This window comes from Streptacidiphilus sp. PB12-B1b (genome assembly GCF_014084125.1).
In the GTDB taxonomy this organism is placed as follows: Bacteria; Actinomycetota; Actinomycetes; order Streptomycetales; family Streptomycetaceae; genus Streptacidiphilus.
This window is the reverse complement of record NZ_CP048405.1, coordinates 6,230,118-6,252,742: the sequence shown is the minus strand read 5'-3', so window position 1 is coordinate 6,252,742 and position 22,625 is coordinate 6,230,118. Positions and strand designations below refer to the sequence as shown.

General features: G+C 74.0%; 16 protein-coding genes. 11 read left to right on the top strand and 5 right to left on the bottom strand.

Annotation, left to right across the window (positions count from 1 at the left end; translation table 11 throughout):
- Positions 1 to 25 precede the first annotated feature (25 nt).
- The 3 genes from GXW83_RS27010 to eccE all read right to left on the bottom strand — a co-directional run bounded on the left by GXW83_RS27010 (position 26) and on the right by eccE (position 4,244).
- On the bottom strand, positions 26 to 1,444 hold the full coding sequence (locus tag GXW83_RS27010; RefSeq protein ID WP_225447277.1) for a MinD/ParA family protein: 1,419 nt from the start codon (positions 1,442 to 1,444) through the stop codon (positions 26 to 28).
- 674 nt (positions 1,445 to 2,118) lie between these two features.
- Positions 2,119 to 2,823 (bottom strand): hypothetical protein, encoded by a 705-nt coding sequence (locus GXW83_RS27005; protein WP_182445666.1) that lies wholly within the window; start codon positions 2,821 to 2,823, stop codon positions 2,119 to 2,121.
- The gene (gene eccE / locus GXW83_RS27000; RefSeq protein WP_182445665.1) at positions 2,823 to 4,244 is read right to left on the bottom strand and encodes a type VII secretion protein EccE; all 1,422 of its coding nucleotides are present in this window, start codon (positions 4,242 to 4,244) and stop codon (positions 2,823 to 2,825) included. The genes GXW83_RS27005 and eccE overlap by 1 nt, the downstream gene beginning before the upstream one ends.
- Before the next feature lie 157 nt (positions 4,245 to 4,401).
- On the opposite strand from eccE, the gene eccB reads away from it, so the two are divergent.
- From eccB to GXW83_RS26965, 7 genes are all read left to right on the top strand, one after another.
- Positions 4,402 to 6,006: a type VII secretion protein EccB gene (gene eccB, locus GXW83_RS26995; protein WP_182445664.1), complete on the top strand. Its 1,605-nt coding sequence runs from the start codon at positions 4,402 to 4,404 to the stop codon at positions 6,004 to 6,006.
- 153 nt (positions 6,007 to 6,159) lie between these two features.
- The gene (locus GXW83_RS26990; protein WP_370466778.1) at positions 6,160 to 6,477 is read left to right on the top strand and encodes a WXG100 family type VII secretion target; all 318 of its coding nucleotides are present in this window, start codon (positions 6,160 to 6,162) and stop codon (positions 6,475 to 6,477) included.
- Between the two features lie 43 nt (positions 6,478 to 6,520).
- On the top strand, positions 6,521 to 6,811 hold the full coding sequence (locus tag GXW83_RS26985; RefSeq protein WP_182445662.1) for a WXG100 family type VII secretion target: 291 nt from the start codon (positions 6,521 to 6,523) through the stop codon (positions 6,809 to 6,811).
- Between the two features lie 114 nt (positions 6,812 to 6,925).
- A complete protein-coding gene (gene mycP / locus GXW83_RS26980; RefSeq protein ID WP_182445661.1) occupies positions 6,926 to 8,134 on the top strand; it encodes a type VII secretion-associated serine protease mycosin in 1,209 nt (402 codons plus the stop codon).
- Positions 8,135 to 8,175: 41 nt separating this feature from the next.
- Entirely contained in the window at positions 8,176 to 8,505 is a 330-nt protein-coding gene (locus tag GXW83_RS26975) for a hypothetical protein (RefSeq protein WP_182445660.1), read from the top strand.
- The gene (locus GXW83_RS26970) at positions 8,502 to 9,719 is read left to right on the top strand and encodes a hypothetical protein (RefSeq protein ID WP_182445659.1); all 1,218 of its coding nucleotides are present in this window, start codon (positions 8,502 to 8,504) and stop codon (positions 9,717 to 9,719) included. The genes GXW83_RS26975 and GXW83_RS26970 overlap by 4 nt, the downstream gene beginning before the upstream one ends.
- Positions 9,719 to 10,378 carry a hypothetical protein gene (locus GXW83_RS26965; RefSeq protein WP_182445658.1) on the top strand — a complete coding sequence of 220 codons (660 nt, stop codon included), beginning with the start codon at positions 9,719 to 9,721 and terminating at the stop codon, positions 10,376 to 10,378. The genes GXW83_RS26970 and GXW83_RS26965 overlap by 1 nt, the downstream gene beginning before the upstream one ends.
- A gap of 83 nt (positions 10,379 to 10,461) precedes the next feature.
- On the opposite strand, the gene GXW83_RS26960 is transcribed toward GXW83_RS26965, so the two are convergent.
- Entirely contained in the window at positions 10,462 to 11,910 is a 1,449-nt protein-coding gene (locus GXW83_RS26960; RefSeq protein ID WP_182445657.1) for an APC family permease, read from the bottom strand.
- A 423-nt stretch (positions 11,911 to 12,333) separates the two neighbouring features.
- On the bottom strand, positions 12,334 to 16,278 hold the full coding sequence (gene eccCa, locus GXW83_RS26955) for a type VII secretion protein EccCa (protein WP_182445656.1): 3,945 nt from the start codon (positions 16,276 to 16,278) through the stop codon (positions 12,334 to 12,336).
- 155 nt (positions 16,279 to 16,433) lie between these two features.
- On the opposite strand from eccCa, the gene eccD reads away from it, so the two are divergent.
- The 4 genes from eccD (at position 16,434) to GXW83_RS26935 (ending at position 22,554) form a co-directional block, all read left to right on the top strand.
- The gene (gene eccD, locus GXW83_RS26950; RefSeq protein WP_182445655.1) at positions 16,434 to 17,885 is read left to right on the top strand and encodes a type VII secretion integral membrane protein EccD; all 1,452 of its coding nucleotides are present in this window, start codon (positions 16,434 to 16,436) and stop codon (positions 17,883 to 17,885) included.
- Positions 17,886 to 18,072: 187 nt separating this feature from the next.
- Entirely contained in the window at positions 18,073 to 18,363 is a 291-nt protein-coding gene (gene rpsO, locus GXW83_RS26945) for a 30S ribosomal protein S15 (protein WP_182445654.1), read from the top strand.
- A gap of 431 nt (positions 18,364 to 18,794) precedes the next feature.
- Positions 18,795 to 21,026, top strand: a complete 2,232-nt coding sequence (locus GXW83_RS26940; RefSeq protein WP_182447588.1) for a polyribonucleotide nucleotidyltransferase — start codon at positions 18,795 to 18,797, stop codon at positions 21,024 to 21,026.
- Between the two features lie 175 nt (positions 21,027 to 21,201).
- Complete coding sequence (locus GXW83_RS26935; protein WP_182445653.1) at positions 21,202 to 22,554, top strand: pitrilysin family protein; 1,353 nt, start codon at positions 21,202 to 21,204, stop codon at positions 22,552 to 22,554.
- The last annotated feature ends 71 nt before the right edge of the window (positions 22,555 to 22,625 follow it).

The following is a 22,625-nucleotide window of genomic DNA, read 5'->3' as shown; positions in this document are numbered from 1 at the left end:
CGGGTCGGTCGGTGAGAGGTGGGGCCTACTGCTGCGGCGGCTGCGGGGCCGACGGGGGCTGCTGGCCGAAGCCCGGCTGCGCGCCCCACTGCGGCGGCTGCGTCCTCGGGAAGTCCGAGGCGACCAGTGCCGCGAGGTCGAAGTACGCCTCGCGGGTCTTGGCCTTCATCCGGGCCAGGTCCACCTCGGCCCCGGCTGCCAGGTGCTCGTCGAAGGGGACGACCACCACGCCCCGGCAGCGGGTCTGGAAGTGCGCGACGATGTCCTCGATCCGGATCATCTTCGCGGTCTCGCGCACCCCGGACACCACGGTCAGGCTGCGCTGCACCAGATCGGCGTAGCCGTTCGCCGACAGCCAGTCGAGGGTGGTGCTGGCGCTGCTCGCGCCGTCCACGCTGGGTGTGGACACCACGATCAGCTGGTCCGCCAGCTCCAGCACGCCGCGCATGGCGCTGTAGAGCAGCCCGGTGCCCGAGTCGGTCAGGACGATCGGGTACTGCCGTCCGAGGAAGTCGATGACCTGGCGGTAGTCGGCGTCGTTGAAGGTGGTGGAGACGGCCGGGTCCACGTCGTTGGCCAGGATCTCCAGACCGCTGGGGGCCTGCGAGGTGAACCGGCGCATGTCCATGTAGCTGTTCAGGTACGGGATCGCCGTCACCAGGTCGCGGATGGTGGCGCCGGTCTCGCGGCGGACGCGGCGGCCGAGCGTCCCGGCGTCCGGGTTGGCGTCGACGGCGATGACCTTGTCCTGGCGCTCGGTGGCCAGCGTCGCGCCCAGCGCCATGGTGGTGGTGGTCTTGCCGACGCCGCCCTTGAGGCTGATCACGGCGATCTTGTACGAGCTGAGCACCGGCGTCCGGATCACCGCCAGCTTCTGCCGACGCTCCTCCTCCGCCGCCTTGCCGCCGAAGCGGAACCGGCTGCTGACGCCCCGGCGCTCCTCGGGATGGTGCCGCAGCAACCGGTCCGAGGACAGCTCGACCGCGGCCGTGTAGCCCAGCGGCGCCCCGCTGACCGGCCCGGACTGCGGTGCCTGGTACGGCGGTTGCGGCCAGCCCTGCGCCGGGCCCGGGCCCTGCTGCGGAGGCTGCGGCTGCGGGGGCATCGGCGGCAGCGGGGCGTACGGCTGGGGCTGGGCGGGACCGGGTGCGACCGGGGGCGGCAGCGGCCAGTCCTCCTGTCCGGCGGCGTCGGGCGGGCCCGGCTGCGGGTGGCCGCCCTGCGCCCACGGCTGCTGCGGCTCCGGGATCTGCTGGTACTGCGGTTGCTGCGGCGGCTGGTACTGCGGCGGTTGGAAGGGCGGCGGCCCGGACTGCGGCTGCGGCGCGCCCCACGGCGACGCCGGGGCCTCGGGCTGCGGCGGGGCGTCGGCGGCCGGAGCGGGCTGGGCCGGGTGCGACGGCTGGGACGGCTGGGACGGTGCCTGCGGTGCGGGCTGCGGCAAAGGCCCGGCCTCGGCGGCCGACGGCGCGGTGCCCTCGGCGGCGGGCGCGGGCGCGGGCGCCGGTACCGGCTCGGCCGGTGCTGCGGCCTCCGGCTCGCGCGGGGGCAGCGGCGGCAGTGGCGGCGGGGGAACGCGGGCGCCGGGGCGGGCGCGGCTGACGGAGCGTCCGGTCCGCCGGTCGCCGCCGGGGCCGCCACGGGCGCGGGCGCAGGTGCGGTTGCCGGTACGGGTGTTGGGGCGGGCGCCGGTACCGGCGCCGCAGCGGCGAAGGGGCCGGGGAAGGCCGGCTGGGGCGCCGGGAAGGGCGCCGGGAACGGGTTCTGCGCGTGCGGGTCGGGATCCCCGGCCGGAGCGGTTGCGGGAGCAGGCGCCGGGACCGGGGCGTACGGAGCCGGGGTCGGGGCCTGCGGCTGTGCCGGGGCCGGTGCCGGGCCCGGGTTGGCTGCGGGCGGTTGGGCAGGCTCGGGCGGACCGACCTGCTCCGCGTTCTGGAGATACCACGCCGGAGGCGTGTAGTCAGGAGCGTCCGACCACTCCTCGCCCTCGTCCGGCGTGGGGTCGCCGGCGTGGACGCCTTCGCGATCGTTCGTCACTGCTCGTCCCTCTCGTTCGCCTCCGTCGTCCACCAGGGTAGTCAAGGAACTGCTCACCCCCGCCACCCCCTTCGGAATTGATCAGTCGACTCGGCGGGCCTGTCCCAGCACGTGGGCCTCGGCTGCCGTCGGGCCGCCGCGGACGAACATCCGGGTGCGGCGGTTGCTCCAGAGCGTCACGCCGTCGCCGAGGCTGGACAGGGCGGCGGTCTCCGGGGCGGGCAGCTCCAGCACCGTGGCGACCAGCGCCGCCTCCTGCGGCTGCACCCGCTGCACGCCGACGACGTCGGCGGCGGCCAGCAGCCGGTCCGACTCCGGGCTGAGGAACGGCAGCAGGGTCAGCGTGGTCTGCCAGGGGCCGGGCGAGAGCCGGCTGCGGGCCGGGCGCGAGCCGCAGTCCCGGATGACCAGCACCGGCGCGGTCACCGACGCGCCCTGCGGCCCGATCCGGCCGACCGGATGCACCGTCACGCACGGCTGGCCGCCGCCCGCCGCCTGCGCGACCGGCGTCCAGTTCTGGCCGCGTCCGCTCTCGACCACGACCCGTGCGCCGGTGGCGGCGGCGCGCAGCGCGATCAGCTGCGCCGTCCAGATGCCGCCGACCAGCACCACCTCGTAGGCGCGGGGCCGGAACAGGCCGAGCACCGCCGGGGCGCCCTGGCCGTCCTCGCCGATGACCACGCCGTCGTCGCCGACCGGCAGGGCCATCGCCGCCAGGCCCTCCTGGGTGAGGAGGTGCTGTTCGCGTCGCGGACCGCGCAGTCCGAATGCCGCCAGTGCTCCCATCAGCGTGTCCCTCCCAGCGGCAGGGTGGCGAGCAGGCCGGGCACCTGCTCGCGGTCCAGCCGCACCAGCGCCGCACCCGCGCTGCGCGCCCGGGTCTCCAACTGCCTTGCTGACTGCTCCAGTTCATCCTGTCCACGGGCGGTTACCCGGACGTGCCCGGTCAATGCGACCGCACCGCCCATGGCTTGACGCAGCGTCAGGCTGAAGGTGCTGCCCAGGGCGGTGGTGCCGGTGAGCAGGCCGATCAGGTCGGGCGCGGCCACCGGGCCGGACGAGCCGCGCCCGCCCGCGGCGGCCGGACCGGCGTCGGGGGTGAGCCGGGGCCACTGGCTGATCCAGTACGTGGTGTGCCAGCGGTCGTCGCAGCGCCAGGCTCGGACGGTCTCGGCGGTGCGCCGGCCGGGGCGGCCGGTGCCGCCGGTGGCCAGCGGGTTGGCGCAGGTGGCGGTGGCCACGGCGGCGACCGCGCCGGCCGCGTCCAGGACGGTGGCCCGCAGCCCGGCCCCGTCCAGGCGTCCGGCCAGCTGGTCGGCGGCGCGTTGCAGGGCCTTGCGCGCGCCCTGCTCGCCGCCGCCGCGCGCGGCGACCGCGCTGCGGCACAGCTCCGGATCGAGCCGGACGGTGACCCAGGTCAGCCGCAGCCCGGGGGTGCTGGCACCGGCCGGCAGCTCCCGATAGCCGCGCGCGGCCAGCGACTGCTCCGGCAGGTGCGGCGCGGGCGCGGGCTGGGTGTACTGCACCACCTGGATCGCGTCCAGGACGATGTCGTCCACCCGCAGCCCGGCGCCGAGCAGGTCCAGCGGCAGCAGGCCGAGGGCCCGCGCGGGGCGCAGCGGGGTGTCTCTGGCCTCGACCTGGAGCACCGCGGTGAGGAAGGTGCCGTCGCCGACCATGCCGATCTCGCGGCGCTCGCCCCGGGCCGAGGCGTGGCCGCCGTCGGTGTCCAGGGTGTGCTGCACGGTCCGCAGCGCGGGCTCGCACTCCAGCACCGGCGTCAGCGCCGGATCTGCCTGCGGATCGGGCGGGTTGGCGGCCGAGCGCTGTCGGCGCTCGCGGAAGGCGGCGCGCACCCGCACCTGCTCCGCCAGCGAGAGGCCGCGCAGCCGCACCACCGCGACGACCACCAGCACCGCCGCGGCCACGCCGCAGACGGCCAGCGCGATCCGGTCCCCGGCCAGGCCGATCAGCACCAGAGCCGCGGCCAGCTCCACCAGCACCACCTGCGGCAGCCGCAGCGGCCCGAGCCGGCCCGGCCGGGGCCGCGCCGCCACCGTCACCGGGGCCGGGGCCGAGGGCCGCGCCGGGGTGTGGGCGCGGGCGGGGCCCGCCGCGTCCGGCCCGGCCGCCGCCCGGCCGGGGGGCTGCGGGTGCGGCGCTCCGCCGGGGCGCGGCGGTCGCAGTGCGGCGGCTTGCTTGGGCATCCCCCGGGTCAACCTCTCTGGTCGGGCGCGCGTGCGGAAACCGGCAGCCGGTTGGCTGACGGCCTTACCGTACCCGTACGGTACGTAGCGTTCGCGCGCGGTCGTTGGGGCAACGGCCGTCCGCAGACGGCATCGGCAGACGGGGATGGGGACTGGCATGGCATCGCGCCGCAACGAGCTGAACGCCTACACGTTCTCGCGGCGGCGGACGGTTGCCGCGTTCCTTCAGCCGTCGAGCGGCGGCAACGAGGAGGACGCGCCCCGGGCGCTGCGGGCGATCGTGCCGAGCGTGGTGGCCGGGGCGCTGGCGGTGGCCGGTTTCGGCGCGTACGGCATGATCAAGCCGTCCGCGCCGCTGAACTGGCAGAAGGCCAACGCGGTGATCGTCGGCAAGCAGTCGACCACCCGCTACGTGGTGCTGGGCGGCGTGCTGCACCCGGTGCTGAACATCGCCTCCGCGCGGCTGCTGCTGGGGGCGGGCTCGACGGTGGTGACCGTGGACGACTCGGTGCTGGACTCCGGCACGGTGCCGCACGGCGCGCTGGTCGGCATACCGTACGCGCCGGACAGTCTGCCGACGGCCAAGGACGCGGGCGCGGCCAAGACCTGGGCCTACTGCGACCGCCCGGCCAGCGACGGCCAGGGCGGCACCGACCAGAAGCTGTTCGTGCTCGGCGGCGCGGACGCGCACGCGGTCTCCGGCGGTGGAACCCTGGACGCCCGGCACGCGCTGTACGTCCAGGGCCCGGACGGCACGACCTACCTGGTCGACTCCACCGGCACCACCCACGTCCTGGACGCGGGCGGCTCCGACAACTCCGGTGGCTCCAACGGCTCCAACGGCTCCAACGGCGACCGTACCGGCCGGGGTGGGCAGAGCCGGCAGCAACTGCTGCTGGCCACCGCCGCGTTCGGGGCGACCATCGGCGCGCCGCAGCAGGTCAGCAGCGCCTGGCTGGCCACCCTGCGCGGCGGCGACCCGATCGCCTTCCCCCGCGCGGACATGCCCGGCTACGGGCACGCGGCGGACACCCGGATCGACGGCGCTTCCACCACCGTCGGCGAGACCTTCCAGGTGCGTGCGGACAGCGGCCAGGTGCTGCACTACGTGGTGCTGGAGGACGGCATCCACCGGGTCTCCGACTTCACCGACCAGCTGCTGGCGGCGATGTCGGGCCGGGACGGCGGCACGGTCGCGGCCACCGCCGTGCCCGGCGCCAACGACAGTCCCCCCTTCGAGGGAGGCAAGGACTGGCCGCAGCAGTCCGTCACGCAGACGAACTCGGCGACCTCCGGCGACGGCACCACCGTGGCCTGCTCGGTGTACTCGGGCACGATGTCCGCCTCGGGCGTGCCCGGCCTGGGCCTGTGGGCCGGGCGGTCCTACCCGGTCGACAGCAGCTCGGGCACGGCCAGCGTGTACGTGACGCCGGGCACCGGGCTGCTCTACCGGCAGATCACCGGGACCAGCCCCGACACCGGCTCGGTGGACCTGCTGACCGACACCGGCCTGCGCTACCCGGTGCAGATGAACGGCGACAGCAGCGCCGCCGGCGCTCAGCCCGCCCCGAGCCCGAGCGCCGACGGCGGCAGTGACACGGACGGCAGCGACACGGACGGCCAGCAGTCCGTCAACGACGCGCAGGCCCGGCTGGGTTACTCCGGCGTGGTCCCCAGCCCGGTCCCGCTGGCGTGGTCGAGCCTGCTGTCCTCCGGCCCGAACCTCAACTCGGCCGCCGCCGCGCAGGAGCAGGGTTCCTGATTCCCGGTGCTCCGGGGGCGGGAGCGGGGCCGACTACCCTGTTGGGCCGGTTCCGGTCGGCGGCTAGAGTGCTCTGGGACATCACCGCTGTGGTGTCGGCCGGGTGGGGCGTGACCGGGCGCCCGGTCTCGTTGGTCTGTCTCATGGGGGACGATGCATATGTCGGGTCAGTTCACAACCAGCGCAGATGACATGAGGGCCTTCTCGGCTCACATCGCCGATGTCAACCAGCAGATCCAGCAGGAGCTGAGCCGGCTGGAGGGGATCGTCAGCACGGTCGCCTCGGGCTGGAGCGGTGACGCGGCCATCGCGTACCAGACGCTCCAGGGCCGCTGGAACGCGGACGCGGCGAAGCTCAACACCGTGCTCGGTGAGATCAAGGACGCGATCGACGCGACCACCGCGCAGTACACCAGCACCGAGGGCGACCAGAGCAGCGCGATGAGCAAGATCACCGCCGCCCTCGGATGACGGTCGGTCAACTCGCTTACGCCATCTGATCAGAGGAGATTCCATGTCTACGCCCATCAAGGTCACCTTCGGCTCGATCACCGACGCCGCCAGCTCGGTCCGCACCACCGCGGGCAACGTCCAGACCCAGCTGGACGACCTGCGCGCGCACGTCGCCAAGGTCGCCCAGTCCTGGGAGGGCACGGCCCAGCAGAGCTACCAGGCCCGCCAGGCCGAGTGGGACCGCACCGCCGCCGACCTGCACGCCGTGCTGGGGCAGATCGCCAGTGCGCTGGAGACGGCCGCCGAGAACTACCAGGCGACCGAGAACAAGAACGCGGGCATCTGGGGCTGACGCCCCACCCGTCCGTGTGCCGCCGGGTCCGCGCCGAGCGCACCCGGCGGCGCACGGAATAGGCGGCGCACGGCCGCCGCAGCCACAGGTCGAACCCCGGGGGACGAAGCGCCAGTGACCAGGCACCACCGCAGCAGGGGCCCCGCCCTGGCGTCGGTCCTCGCCGTTCTGGCGCTCGGCACCGCCGCGCCCGCGCCTGCCGCCGCGCGGGCGTCGCTCGACTCCAGCGGCCAGTGCACCTTCCCCGCCGCGAACATCAGCGGCAACCCGTGGGCGCTGCAACGGGTGCTGCTGCCGCAGCTGTGGCACCTCGCCACCGGCAAGGGCGTCACCGTCGCCGTGATCGACACCGGCGTCAGCGACACCAATCCGCAGCTCCGCGGCGCGGTCCTGGCCGGGCACGACTTCCTCGGCGGCCAGAGCGGCGGTTCGCTGACCGACCCGGACGGCCACGGCACCATGGTTGCCGGGATCATCGCCGCCCGGCCCTCCGCCGCCACCGGCTTCGTCGGGCTCGCCCCGGCCGCCACCATCCTCTCGCTGCGCCAGAACGACGCCCAGGGCGACGGCACGCCGCGCACCCTCGCCGAGGCCGTGGACGCCGCCGTCGACGCAGGGGCCGGGGTCATCAACATCTCCCAGGACGTCACCTCCAACGGCAGGCCGGTCGCGGTCGCGCCCGACAGCGATCTGGCCCGCGCCGTCGCCAGGGCCGTCAGTCACAACGTGGTGGTGGTCGCCGCGGCCGGGAACGAGGGCCTGTCCGTGCCGACCTACCCGGCCTCGCTGCCCGGCGTCCTCGGCGTCGGTGCCTCCGACCGCAACGACGAGCGCGACTCGGACTTCTCCGAGACCGGCAGCTCCGTCGACGTCGCCGCACCCGGGGTGGACATGGTCTCCACCGTGCCCGGCGGCGGCCAGTGCGTCGACAGCGGCACCAGCTTCGCCGCCCCGTACGCCGCGGCCGTCGCCGCACTGCTCAAGCAGCTGCACCCGGGCTGGACGGCGGCGCAGATCATCGCGCGGATCGAGCAGACCGCGCAGCGCACCGACCCGGGCCGCAACGCCTTCATCGGGTGGGGAGTCGTCGACCCGGTCGCCGCCGTCTCCGACACCGCCCCGCCGGCCTCCTCGGCCGTCCCCGACCGGACGACGGCGCTCGCCGCCTCGGTGCAGCCGCGCCCGCTCGGGCTCGGCGAGACCGAGGCCGCCCGCGAGCAGCGCACCGCCGTCTACATCCTCTGTCTGGGCGCCCTTGCGGTGGCGCTCACGGCCGGCACCGCGATAGTCCTGCGCGATGCCCGCCGCCGTCCCACCGCCTGAGGCCGTTCGCGCCTCCCGACAGAGAACCCACGGAGACCCCCGTGACGCACCCCCTCTTCCGGGCCGACCTGGAGGCGCTCGACGCCCTCGCCGGCACCCTGACCCGGGCCGGGCACTCGCTGCAGGAAGCGCTCGACGCGCTGCGCGCGACCACCGCGGCGAGCATCGGCACCAGCGGCCTCGACCGCGCCTGCGACGACTTCCAACAGCACTGGCGCTACGGGCTGAAGGAGATCCAGCGGCAGGTCGGCGAGGTCGCCGACGGCGTCCGCACGGTCGGCGCCGACTACGCCGAGGCGGAGCGCGGCGTCGCCGCGGCGCTCGCCGCCGCCGGCGGGCTGCCCGTCCCGGTGCCCGGCGCCGACCGGTGAGCGCCGACCGGTATCCGGGGATCGGCTTCGACCCCGCGCCGGGCGATCCGGACGCCGTGGCCGCGCTGCGCGGCCAGCTGGCGGCAGCCGCCGGACGGCTCGGCGACGCCCGGGCCCTGGTCGAGCGGATCGCCGCCGAGGACGGCCCGCAGTGGCAGGGCGCGGCTGCTGCCGCGTTCCGCGCCCACCTGGGCGGCGGCCTCGCCGGACGCCTCGCCGAAGCGCATGACTCGCTCCGGCACGCCGCCGACCAGCTGGACGTCTGGCACGCCGACCTGCTCGGCCACCAGTCCCACGCCCGGCGGCTGGACGCCGAGCTCCTGGACGCCCGGGCCGCCGCGCGCACCGCCGCCGCCCGGTCCGCCGAAGCCGTCGCCGCCGAGGCCGCCGCGCCCTGCCTGCCGCACCCCCGCCCGGGACCGGCGGCCGCTGCCTTGCTGGCCGCCGCCGACGCGGCCACCCGGGCCGAGGACGAGATCCAGCGGCTGCAGGGGGAGGCCCGGGAGCTGGAGCAGGCGCACGCGGCCGAGGCCGCCCGGATCGCCGAGCGGCTGCGCGGCGACTGGGCGGGCACCGCCCCGCAGCCCCCGGACCTGCTGGACCGGCTGCTGGACGGGCTCTGCGGCGGCGCGGCCGACGCCGGGGCCGTGCTCTACGACCACATCGGCGCGATCAGCGCCGCCAGCGGCTTCCTGGCGCTCTTTCCCAGCCCGCTCACCCCGCTGCTCGCGGGCATCGCCATCGCCACCGGCACGGTCCAGCTGGACAAGGACGTCCACGACCCCCGGCTGTGGGCCGAGCTGTGGCCGCCCCGGCCCGGGCTGGCCACGGCCAGGGCGGCTGCCGCCCTCGGCGGTGACGTCGCCGGGGTGGTGCCCGGCGTCGGCGCGCTGGCCCGGGCCGGATCGGGCACGGTCAAGGCGCTGCGGGCGGCCACCGCCGCCGGGCGCGTCGTCCCGGTCGAGACGGCGGCCGGGTCGTTCCTGCGCAACACCGTCACCGTGCTCAGCCGCGAGGCCAGGGGCGAGGCGGCGGTGCGCCCGCTGCCGGGGATGACCGCCGACGACCTGGCCGCCCGCCGTCGGCGCATCCTGCTCGGCCGGGCCATGGCCGGCGGCGGCCTGGCCTCCGCCCTGCACGACGACGCCGCCCGGCACGACGCCGCCCGGCACGAGACGGCCCGGCACGACGACCCCGGGGAGGGGGAGCGCTGATGGCCTCCGAGGTGGCGATCGCCTGCGGCCTCCCCGACGGCTTCCACCCGCTGCGACTGGACCCGCCGGACCCGTCGCCGCCCGGGCGGGACGCGCTGCGCGGGCTGCTGGCCGGGCTGCCGCCGGCGCCCGAGGGCCTGGCCGTGGACGTCCTGGCCGGCTACGAACGGGCGGTGGCGCTGCTCCGCGCGCAACAGGTGCTGTTCTGCGCGCTGGGCCTGCACCGGGACGGCGGGCTGCTGCGCTCGTCGGTGCTGGCGCTGGCCGCCCGCCCGCTGGGGGCCGGGCCGGGGCCGGTGCTGGCCGGTCTGCTGGCCCGGGTCGCCGCCGACGCCTCGGCCGGGGGCGGCTGCCTGCTGGAGCTGCCGGCCGGGCCCGCGCTGCTGTGGGAGCGGCGGACGGCCGGGACGCTGTGGACCGGTACGGTCGCGCTGGCCTGCGCCGCCCATGACCGGCTGGCCCTGCTCCAGCTCTCCTGTGCCGTGCCCGAACGGGCGGCGGACTACCGGGAGGTGCTGCTCGGCGCGGCCCACACCCTGGCCCTGCACCGCCCGGCGGCGGCAGCGGCAGCGGCGCCGGGCGCGGAACCAGGAACGGTCGCGCCCGCTTCCGGGCAGGCGGGTGCACCGCTCTCCCGCATCGCGGACGCCCTGGGCTGAGGCCGGGCCGGGAAGCGCCAGGACCCGCAGCCGGTGCGGCTGCGGGTCCTGGCGGGAGCGGGTCCTGGCGCTTGCGGCGCCGGTCAGGCCGGCTGCTGGTCGTCCTCGGGGACGGTGATGATCCACCGGGTGTCCGGGCGGGGCCGCAGGTAGAAGGCCCAGTACAGCAGCGAGGCGACGGTGATGCCGCCGGTGATCAGCAGGTCGCTGACGGCCTGCTGGCTGAGCACGTACAGCAGCACGGCCAGGATCACCACCGGGATGGCGGGCCACAGCGGCATCCGCCAGGCGGCGGTGTTCTCCTTGTGCGCGCCGCGCCGGGAGGCCAGCGCGGCGACGGCGACGAAGCCGTACAGCAGCGTGACGGCCACGCCGGTGACATTGGTCAGGGTGTCGACCGGCACGAAGCACAGCACCGCGCCGGGGACGCCGACCGCGAGGGTGGAGATCCACGGGGAGCCGAACTTCTTGCTCAGGTCGACGAAGGCCCGGTTGACCGGCTCGGGCCACGCCTTGTCGCGGGCGGAGGAGTACAGCACCCGGGAGTTCTGGATGACCATGACGATGGCGGCGTTGATGATGGCCAGCGCGATGCACAGGCTGACGAAGGTGCCGACGGCCGAGTTGCTCCAGGCGCTGACCATGCCGCTGATGTCGCCCGCGTCCAGCGCGGACATGCTGGGTGCGCCCAGGGTGATGGCGATGGTGGGGACCAGGATGACGGCGGAGCCGATGCCCAGGGTCCACAGCACGGTGCGCGGCACGGTGCGGCTGGGGCGCTCCATCTCCTCGGCGAGGTAGACGGCGGTGGAGAAGCCCTGGGTGATGAACAGTGCGGTGGCCAGCCCGGCGATCATCGTCCCGGCGGTGACCACGTTCAGGTGGCCGTGGTCGCCGACGAGCTGCGGGTGCAGCATCACCGAGGCGGAGCGGCTGGTGTGGGCGAAGCCCAGCCCGGCGACCAGCGCGGAGGCGATGACCTCCAGACAGAGGAAGATGCCGGTGATCCAGGCGTTGGCGCGCAGGTCGAGCAGGCCCATGACGGTGGCCAGCAGCATCACCGCCGCGCCGGCGATGTCGGCGTTGACGTGCAGGACCGGCGCCAGGTACTGGGCAGTGCCCAGGGCGATGATCGGCGGCACGATCATGACCACGATCAGCGCCTGGATGAAGGCCAGCCAGCCGGTGCCCTTGCCGAGGGTGCTGCCGGCCATGGCGTACTCGCCGCCCGCGCTGGGGACCAGGGTGCCCAGCTCGGAGTAGCAGAAGGCGACGCCGACGCAGATGACCATGGCGATGGCCAGCGCCAGCGCGGTGCCGGTGCCGAGGACCGCGAACGAGCCGGGGACGATGACGAACAGCGAGGACGCCGGGGTCAGGCAGGACAGCGTCAGCAGGGTGCCGCCGACGACGCCGATGGAGCGCTTGAGCTTCTGCGGCTCCGTGCCGTCGGCGCCGGTCTCGGGGCGGGCGCCCCGGGGGGAGGGGATGGCGACGGGGACCGCGTCGGCGGGCCTCAGCGTGTCGGTCATGTGCGTTCCGATCGGATCGGTGGGGCTCTGAGCGGGAGAGCGGTATCGCCTCCGGTCGGTGTGGGCTGCTGCGTACCTGGCGCTCTCCGCGAGTCATGTAACCCCCGCTGTTAACGACACGTCAAGGCACCTTTTGCTTCGGATTTCGTTGCCGTTATGTGGTAGCGCAACGAATCTGATGGCCGATCAGCGCTATGGGTTTTTTGCCCCATATGCTCGACTGCCTTTGTTTCGTCTGCATGAACTACTTGTAACCTGCATATATATGGGTCGCGCCCGAAGATGACCATGCAATGCCGCCCGATGCCGGGCTCGGTTCCGGCCCCGACGCAGCAGGCCGTCGAGTGGTCCACCACTCGACGGCCGCTACGGATCGGACGGTGCACGTCCGGATAACGATCTCAACAGAATGTGCCGGCCCCCTCAGCGCGGCGGCAGCCACCCGGTCTGCACCGTGAACGTGCCCCGACGGCGGGTCACCAGCACACCCCGGCCCGGCGGCATCCGCTGCGGCTTCACATTGCCCAGCAGCACGCCCTCGTCCCGCTCGCCGGACAGCACGATGCCCTGCGCGCCCAGCTCCTTCAGCCGCTGCATCACCGGCTCGTACAGCGCCCGGCCGGCCCCGCCGGAGCGGCGGGCGATGATCAGGTGCAGCCCGATGTCCTTGGCGAACGGCAGCACCTCCAGCAGCTGCGACAGCGGATTGCCGGAGGAGGTCGCCACCAGGTCGTAGTCGTCGACGACCAGGAACAGCTCCGCCCCCGACCACCAGCTGCGATCCCGCAGCTGCTCCTGCGTGACGTCCGGTCCCGGGATGCGGCGCTCCATCGAGCCCCGGATGTCGCCCAGGAAGGACAGCAGCGCGGGCTGCGCCGCCGCGTACTCCAGCAGGTGCGGGGTGGCGACCTGGCCCAGCAGCGCGCGCCGGTAGTCGCCGACGACGATCCGGGCCTGCTCCGGGGTGTAGCGCTCGGTGATCCGCTGGAGCAGCAGCCGCAGCAGCGCGGTCTTCCCGGTCTCCCCGTCGCCGAAGACGATGAAGTGCGGATCGGTGTCGAAGTCGACGAAGACCGGCGCCAGCGAGGACTCGTCCACGCCGATGGCGATGCCGTGCTCCGGGTACTCCCCGCCCTTGGGCAGCTGCTCGGCCGGCAGCAGCTCCGGCAGCATCCGCACCTGCGGCGCGCGCGGCCCGGCCCAGGCCCCGTTCACCGCGCTGACCAGGCCGGTCACGCCGTCCGCCAGGTCCTCGACCTGGCTGGAGCCGTCGATCCGCGGCAGACCCGCCAGGAAGTGCAGCTTGTCGCCGGTCAGCCCGCGCCCGGGCGCCCCGGCGGGGACGTTGACGGCGACCTTGCGGTCGATCTCCGACTCCATGGCGTCGCCGAGCTTCAGCTCCACCCGGGTCTGCAGCAGGTCCTTCAGCGCCGGCCGCATCTCCCCGTACCTCGAGGCGCCGACCACCAGGTGCACGCCGTAGGCGAGGCCGCGCTGGGCCACGTCGGTGACCACCGCCTCCAGCAGCTCGAACTCCTGCTTGAAGGTGAGCCAGCCGTCGACCACCAGGAAGACGTCGCCGTACGGCTCGTCCGGTAGCAGCCCGCTCCGGCGGCGGGTGCGGAAGGTGGCGATGGAGTCGATGCCCTGCGCCCGGAACAGCTCCTCGCGCCGGGTGACCAGGCCGGACACCTCGGCCACCATCCGCCGCACCTTGTCCGCGTCCAGCCGCCCGGCCACCCCGCCGACATGCGGCAGGCCCTGCAGCTGCATCATCCCGCCGCCGCCGAAGTCCAGGCAGTAGAACTGCACCTCGGACGCGGTGTGGGTGAGCGCGAACGAGCCGATCATGGTCCGCAGCAGGGTGGACTTGCCCGAGCGCGGACCGCCGACGACCATGCCGTGCCCGGCCGCCCCGGAGAAGTCCAGGTACATCAGGTCCCGGCGCTGCTCGAACGGCTTGTCCACCAGGCCGATCGGCACCGCCAGCCGGCCCGCCGCCGGGTACTCCGCCGCCGCCAGCCCGCGCTCCGCGGTGGCCGCCAGCGGCGGCAGCAGCTGGTCCAGCGCCGGGGCCTCGCTCAGCGGCGGCAGCCACACCTGGTGCGCGGGCGGGCCCTGCCCCTCCAGCCGGCCGACGATCACGTCCAGCACCGTGTCGGCCAGCGCGTCGTCCTGGCGCGGCTGCTGCGGCTCCAGCTCGTGCAGCGGCACCAGCGGCAGCGCCACCGGCGCGCCGGTGAACAGCACCGGCTGCTGCCGCCGGGACCGCCCCTGGTCCTGCGGCCGCGCCCCGGCCCGGTAGGGCCCGGACACGTAGGCCGCCTTGAACTGCTCCATCACGTCGGTGCCGAACTTGAGGTAGCCCACGCCGGGCACCGGCGGCAGGTGGTACGCGTCCGGCACGCCCAGCGCGGCCCGCGACTCGGCGGCGGAGAAGGTCCGCAGGCCGATCCGGTACGAGAGGTACGTCTCCAGGCCGCGCAGCCGCCCCTCCTCCAGCCGCTGCGAGGCCAGCAGCAGGTGCACCCCCAGGGAGCGGCCGATCCGGCCGATCTGGATGAACATCTCGATGAAGTCGGGCTTGGCGGTGAGCAGTTCGCTGAACTCGTCAATGATCAGCAGCAGCGAGGGCAGCGGCTCCAGCGGCGCGCCGGCCGCCCGGGCCCGCTCGTAGTCGTGGATGTTGGCGTAGTTCCCGGCCGCGCGCAGCAGCTCCTGGCGGCGGTTCAGCTCGCCGGTGATGGAGTCGCGCATCCGGTCGACCAGGGTCAGCTCCTCCGCCATGTTGGTGATCACCGCGGAGGTGTGCGGCATGTCCGCCATCCCGGCGAAGGTCGCGCCGCCCTTGAAGTCCGCCAGGACGAAGTTCAGCGTCTCCGAGGAGTGCGTCATGGCCAGGCCCAGCACCAGCGTCCGCAGCAGCTCCGACTTGCCGGAGCCGGTCGCGCCCACGCACAGGCCGTGCGGGCCCATGCCCTCCAGCGCGGCCTCCTTGAGGTCCAGCATCACCGGCTCGCCGCCCGCGCCCAGGCCGATCGGCACCCGCAGCCGCTCATGCATCGCCCGGGGACGCCAGGTGCGGGCGACGTCCACCGAGGCGGCGTCGCCGACGCCCATCAGATCGGTGAAGTCCAGATTGGCCAGCAGAGGCTCGTCGCTGTCCCCGGCCGAGGCCCGCAGCGGCGCCAACTGCCGTGCCAGCGCCTCGGCCTGCCAGGAGCTCAGGGTGTCCGGACGGCCCCGGTACACCCCGCCGCCGCCCGCGGTCAGCCGCATCCGCTCCGGGCCGACCACCACCGACAGCCCGCCGCGCAGCTCGTCCAGCTCGCCGGGCACCACCTCGACGACGGTCACGCCCTGCAGGCCCTCGCCGCTCGCCAGCACCGAGTCCGGGCCGACCGGCGCCCCGTCCAGCACCACCACCAGGTGCGGCTGGTCCGGGACGGGCGCGGCGTCGCGGTGGAACCGGGCCCGCCCGCCGAGCTGGTCCGCCAGCAGCCCCTCCACCTCGTCCAGCGAGTGGCAGATCATCCGCAGTGAGCCCGCGCCGTCCGACTCGGTCGGGTGCTGGACGTGCGGCAGCCACTTGGCCCACTCCCACTCGGGGGCCGCTCCGGGCGCGGCGGCGACGGCCACCATCAGGTCGTCCGGCGAGTGCAGTGCGGTCAGCTGGGCCAGGGCGGCGCGGACCGTGCCGTACACGGTCTCCGGGTCGCCGGAGACGGTCAGGTGGTAGAAGGCCCGCAGCGAGACGGCCAACGGCAGCTCCGGCAGGGTGCCGTGGGCCGCCAGGAAGTTCTTCATCGCGGCCGCCGCCAGCGGCTCCAGCTCCTCCCGGGGCGCGGTCTGCGGCGCCGTCAGCGGCGTGGCCAGCGCCTGCGGCCCGGTGCCGAGCCGGATCTGGCCGAAGTCGGCGTCCCCGGGGCGGCGCTCCCACAGCCGGCTGCCCTCGGCCACCACCGACCACAGCTGGTCCGGCGCCGGGTGCAGGTACAGCTGCGCATCGCGTTGCAGCGCCGCCGTCCGCCGGACCTGCTTGCGCAGCTGCGCCAGGTACTTGAGGTAGTCGCGGCGCTCGTCCTCCAGATCGCCGCCGCCGCCCCTGCGGGAGGAGTTGAGCTGCGCGACGGCCATGGCCACGGTCGAGGCCACCATCATCCCGCCCATGACCTTCATGATCATCTGCGTGCCGGGCATGAAGAAGAACGCCGCCGAGCCGCCCGTCGCCAGCATCGGCAGCAGCGACTGCCACCACTGGCCGGCGCCGCCGCGCGGCAGCTCCGGCGGGGACTCCAGCCGCAGTTCCTCGCCCGGCACCGCCGGCGGGTAGGCACGCGGTGGTCGCTTGACGGTTACCACGCTCAACTCGGTACCAGCCCCGTCCTGATCGAGTGTCTCGGTGCGCCTGCGTCGCAGGCGATGATCCTACCGACAGGCTCCGCGGCCCCGATCCGGACTGTCGGCGGCGGCCGGTAGGGTGATCCGGCAGCCAACAGCACGCACACGGGGGAGGGCTCGCGGTGAGCACCAGTTCCACGACCGGTTTCTGCCGGGTCACCGTCGTCGCACCGGACAGCCGGATCGATGTCGCGCTGCCCGAGGACATCCCGCTCGCCGACATCTACCCCGAGGTGCTGCGGCTCTCCGGGCAGACCCTCCCCAAGGGCGCCCCGGTCGGCTTCCACCTGGTCCGCCGCGACGGCACGGTGCTGGACAGCAGCCTCCCGCTGATCGCCCAACAGGTCCGCGACGGCGACCTGTTGAGCCTGCGCCCGTTCGCCGACTCGCTGCCCAGGGCGGTCTACGACGACGTCGCCGACGCCGTCGCCAGCGCCGTCGCCACCGACCGCAGCCAGTGGAACGACCAACTGCTGCGCACCTCCGGGCTGATCGGCTCGGTCGTGGTGCTCACCCTGCTCGGCTTCGCGCTGTGGTCCAGCGACCTCGCCCACGACATGCACTCCCTGCCCGGGCTGCTCTCCGGCGTCACCGCCGTGCTGCTGGTCGCCCTGGCCGGGGTCCGCGGCCGGGTCTACCACGACCGCGGCTCCGCGCTGGCGCTCGGCCTGGCCGCCCTGCCGCACGCCCTGATCGGCGGCTCCGGCATCGTCGCCCCCGCCGCCGGCCAGGGCCCCGGGCGGATCCAGTTCCTCACCGGCTGCGTCGTCGTCCTGGTCGCCTCGGTACTGCTCACCGCGCTCATGCCGGGCGGGGACGCCCCCTTCGTCGCCGCCGTGCTGGTCTCCGCGGCCGGCACCGCCGCCACCTTCGCCGCGATACTCGGCGACGCCTCCGCCCGCGACGTCGCCTCCGTCGCCGCGGTCGTCGCCGTCGCCCTGATCGGCTTCCTGCCGCAGCTCTCCGCCCGCTTCGCCCGGCTGCCGGTGGCCTTCCACGCACCCCGGCAGGCGACCGGCCGTGGCGAGGAGGCCCAGCCCGACAGCGACGCCGACGCCGCCGACTACGCCCGGATCGCCCTGCGCGCCCGGCGCGGCCACGAACTCCTCGGCGGCCTGGTCGGCGGCTGCGCCGCGGTCCTGGTCGGCGGCGCTGCCGTGCTCGCCTTCACCGACAGCCGCTGGCCCGAGCTGCTGGCACTGGCCCTGGGCGTGACCGCGATGATGCGCGCCCGGCTGTTCCGGCACACCTCGCAGGTGCTCTGCCTGCTGGTCGCCGGGCTGCTCGCGCTCGGCCTGCTGATCGTCGGCGTCTCGCTGGACCTGCCGCGCTTCCTCCTCCGCAACCTCGGCAACGCCTCCGCCACGGACCTGCACACCATCGCCCTGGGCGGGGCCGTCGCCCTGGTCGCGGCGCTGCTCACCGCCGTCGCCCTGGTCGTCCCGGCCAAGGGCGTCTCCCCGTTCTGGGCCCGTATCCTGGACCTCGCGGACGGGCTCGCCCTGGCCTCGCTGGTGCCGCTGGTGCTCGCCGTGCTCGACGTCTACGCCCGGGTCCGGGGCCTCACCGGCTGACCCGGACGCCACGCCGTCCGGCCGTCACCGCCGATCACCAGCTAAGGTGCCCCCCGCACGCTGGTAGGCTGGCCCTGACGGACGCGCCGCACGCCGCTGCGGGCAGGCGCGCCCCGACCGCCGGGCTTCATCCGTTCCTGTGATGCAGACCAGGGACACCCGGCACACCGGATCACAAGGAGTTGCCGTGGCCCTCGACGCCGCTGTCAAGAAGCAGATCATGGACGAGTTCGGCACCAAGGAGGGCGACACCGGCTCCCCCGAGGTCCAGGTCGCCATGCTCAGCCGCCGTATCTCGGACCTGACCGAGCACCTCAAGCTCCACAAGCACGACCACCACTCCCGTCGTGGCCTGCTGCTCCTCGTCGGCCAGCGCCGCCGCCTGCTGCAGTACCTGGCCAAGAAGGACATCGAGCGCTTCCGTACCCTGGTCGACCGCCTCGGCATCCGCCGCGGCGCCGCCGGCGCGGCCCGCTAGTACCTCGCCTGGGGCGGCTCCCGAACGGGAGCCGCCCTTCGGCACATCCTGGCCCCTCCGTCCAGCGGGTCCGTCCCAGCGGACGCTCCTGACACGGCACGGAGATGATTGGGCAGGGCGCGCACGTGGGAAAGAGCACGTGCGTAAGGTGAGAACGAAGGGTGAAGGACGACCGGGCACGCGCGCCGCGCATGCCGGACCGCCCGACACCGCGGGACGACCGGACCGGTCGCCGCCCGCAAAGACGCGGAGCGTCCACACGCATCCGACCACGGGCGCCACCAGGCGCCGGTCCTCGGTAGTGGCCGCCGGAGAGTGCAGCGCCACGCGCCGACAGCGCGACGCACTGCATCCGTCCGGAGGCTTCGATCGAAGACCGGCCACGCCGGGCCGCCCCACGCCGGCACGTGATGGACGCTCCACCTGAGGACATGAAGGAGATCTTCCAGGTGGAAGACAACACCACGCACGAAGCCGTAGCCGTCATCGACAACGGCAGCTTCGGTACCCGCACCATCCGCTTCGAGACCGGTCGTCTCGCCAAGCAGGCCGCCGGCTCCGCCGTTGCCTACCTGGACGACGAGACGATGATCCTCTCGGCGACCAGCGCCTCGAAGCAGCCCAAGGACCACTTCGACTTCTTCCCGCTCACGGTGGACGTCGAGGAGCGGATGTACGCCGCCGGGCGGATTCCCGGCTCGTTCTTCCGCCGCGAGGGCCGTCCCTCCGAGGACGCCATCCTCACCTGTCGGCTGATCGACCGCCCGCTGCGCCCGTCCTTCGTCAAGGGCCTGCGCAACGAGATCCAGGTCGTCTGCACGATCATGGCGCTCAACCCCGACGACCTGTACGACGTGGTGGCCATCAACGCCGCCTCCGCGTCCACGCAGCTGGCCGGCCTGCCCTTCTCCGGCCCCATCGGCGGCGTCCGGGTCGCCCTGATCAAGGGCCAGTGGGTCGCCTTCCCGCGCCACAGCGAGCTGGAGGAGGCCGTGTTCGACATGGTCGTCGCCGGCCGCACCCTGGCCGACGGCGACGTCGCCATCATGATGGTCGAGGCCGAGGCCACCGCGAAGACCATCGAGCTGGTCAAGGGCGGCGCCACCGCGCCGACCGAGGACGTCGTGGCCGCCGGCCTGGAGGCCTCCAAGGTCTTCATCAAGGAGCTGTGCCGCGCGCAGTCCCAGCTGGCCGCTGCCGCTGCCAAGCCCACCGGCGAGTTCCCGATCTTCCTGGACTACCAGGAGGACGTGTTCGAGGCGCTCAGCGCCGCCGTCACCGAGGAGCTGGCGCAGGCGCTGACCATCGCCGGCAAGCAGGCCCGCGAGGCCGAGCTGGACCGGGTCAAGGGCCTGGCCTCGGACAAGCTGCTCCCGCAGTTCGAGGGCCGCGAGAAGGAGATCTCCGCCGCGTACCGCTCGCTGACCAAGAAGCTGGTCCGCCAGCGCGTCATCAAGGACAAGGTCCGCATCGACGGCCGCGGGGTCACCGACATCCGCACCCTGGCCGCCGAGGTCGAGGTCATCCCCCGGGTCCACGGCTCCGCCCTGTTCGAGCGCGGCGAGACCCAGATCCTGGGCGTCACCACGCTGAACATGCTCCGCATGGAGCAGCAGCTGGACACGCTGGCGCCGGAGACCCGCAAGCGGTACATGCACAACTACAACTTCCCGCCGTACTCCGTCGGCGAGACCGGCCGCGTGGGCTCGCCCAAGCGCCGCGAGATCGGCCACGGCGCGCTCGCCGAGCGCGCCCTGCTGCCGGTGCTGCCGACCCGCGAGGAGTTCCCCTACGCGATCCGTCAGGTGTCCGAGGCCCTCGGCTCCAACGGCTCCACCTCGATGGGCTCGGTCTGCGCCTCGACCATGTCGCTGCTGAACGCCGGCGTGCCGCTCAAGGCCGCCGTCGCCGGCATCGCCATGGGCCTGATCTCGCAGGAGATCGACGGCGAGACCCACTACGTCGCGCTGACCGACATCCTCGGCGCCGAGGACGCGTTCGGCGACATGGACTTCAAGGTCGCCGGCACCAAGACCTTCGTCACCGCGCTGCAGCTCGACACCAAGCTGGACGGCATCCCCGCCTCGGTCCTGGGCGCCGCGCTGAAGCAGGCCCACGACGCGCGTCTGCACATCCTGGACGTGATGAACGAGGCGATCGACGTCCCGGACGAGATGTCCGAGTTCGCGCCGCGCATCATCACCATCAAGATCCCGGTGGACAAGATCGGTGAGGTCATCGGCCCCAAGGGCAAGATGATCAACCAGATCCAGGAGGACACCGGCGCGGACATCACCATCGAGGACGACGGCACCATCTACATCGGCGCCGTCGACGGTCCCTCGGCGGAGGCTGCCCGTACGACGATCAACCAGATCGCCAACCCGACCATGCCGGAGGTCGGCGAGCGCTACCTGGGCACCGTGGTGAAGACCACGACCTTCGGCGCGTTCGTGTCGCTCATGCCGGGCAAGGACGGTCTGCTGCACATCTCGCAGATCCGCAAGCTCGCCGGCGGCAAGCGCGTGGAGAACGTCGAGGACGTGCTCGCGGTCGGCGCCAAGGTGCAGGTCGAGATCGCCGAGATCGACCCGCGCGGCAAGCTCTCGCTGATCCCCGTGGTCGAGGGCGAGGAGGCCGCCGAGGCGGCCGAGGCCAAGTAAGACGCTCACCGACGGCTCGGTTCCGTCGCGGCCCGGGCCGCCGTCCACTGTGGCGGCGGCCCGGGCCGTACCCCTGTCCGGGGGTCGGGGCAGCAGCCCACGGGGGTTGCACCTCTCAAGGGGCCGCACCCCCAACCCATCTCCCCTTCACGTATCTCCCAGCCGGAGGCATTCGGTGGCACAGCCCACGGCAGCGCAGCAGCAGCCAGGAACGACCAGGACCCTGCTCAAGGGCGTCGACGGAGCGGGCGTGGTCCGCCGGACCGTCCTGCCCGGGGGCCTTCGGATCGTCACCGACTCCCTGCCGACGGTCCGCTCCGCCGCCTTCGGCATCTGGGTCGGCGTCGGCTCGCGCGACGAGACGCCGGTGCTCAACGGCGCCACGCACTACCTGGAGCACCTGCTGTTCAAGGGCACCCGGCGGCGCAGCGCCCTGGACATCTCCTCCGCGCTGGACGCGGTCGGCGGCGAGATGAACGCCTTCACCGCCAAGGAGTACACCTGCTACTACGCGCGGGTCCTGGACGACGACCTGCCGCTGGCCATAGACGTCGTCAGCGACATGCTCACCGGCTCGCTGATCCGCCCGGAGGACGTCGACACCGAGCGCGACGTCGTCCTCGAAGAGATCGCCATGACCGAAGACGATCCGGGCGATGTCGTCCACGACCTGTTCGCGCAGGTCATGTACGGCGACTCGCCGCTGGGACGCCCGGTGCTGGGCACCGTCGACACCATCAACGCGCTCACCCGCGACCAGGTGGCCGGCTTCTACAAGCGCCGCTACCGCCCCGAGCACTTGGTGGTGGCCGCGGCCGGCAACGTCGACCACGCCAAGGTCGTCCGCATGGTCGAGAAGGCGTTCGCCGGATCGCTCACCCGCACCGACGCCGTCCCGGCCGAGCCGCGCGGCGGCTCCCGGGCGCTGCGCACCGCCGGGCAGGTGCAGATCCTGGACCGCCCCACCGAGCAGGCGCACCTCGTCCTCGGCCTGCCCGGCCTGGCCCGCCGCGACGAGCGCCGCTGGGCGCTGGGCGTGCTGAACTCGGCGCTGGGCGGCGGCATGAGCTCGCGGCTGTTCCAGGAGGTCCGCGAGAAGCGCGGCCTCGCCTACTCCGTGTACTCGTACTCCTCGGCCTTCGCCGACAGCGGCCTGTTCGGGATCTACGCGGGCTGCCAGCCCAAGCGGGTCGAGGAGGTGCTGAAGATCTGCCGCGAGGAGCTGCAGCGGGTCGCCGACGAGGGCATCACCGAGGAGGAGCTGAAGCGGGCCGTCGGCCAGATCTCCGGCTCGACCGTGCTCGGCATGGAGGACACCGGCTCGCTGATGTCCCGGGTCGGCAAGGCCGAGCTCTGCTACGGCACCCACCTCTCGGTGGACGAACTGCTGGCCAAGATCTCCGCCGTCACCCTGGACGACGTCCGCGAGGTCGCCGCGACGGTGCTGGGCGCGCACCGGCCCTCGCTGGCGGTGATCGGCCCGGTCAACGGCAAGCGCGCCGCCCGGATCAGCGAAGCGGTGTCCTGAGACGCTTCCCGGGACGCGTCCTGAGGACGTGTGCCGAGGACGTGTTCCGAACCCCACTCTCACAGGAGTCA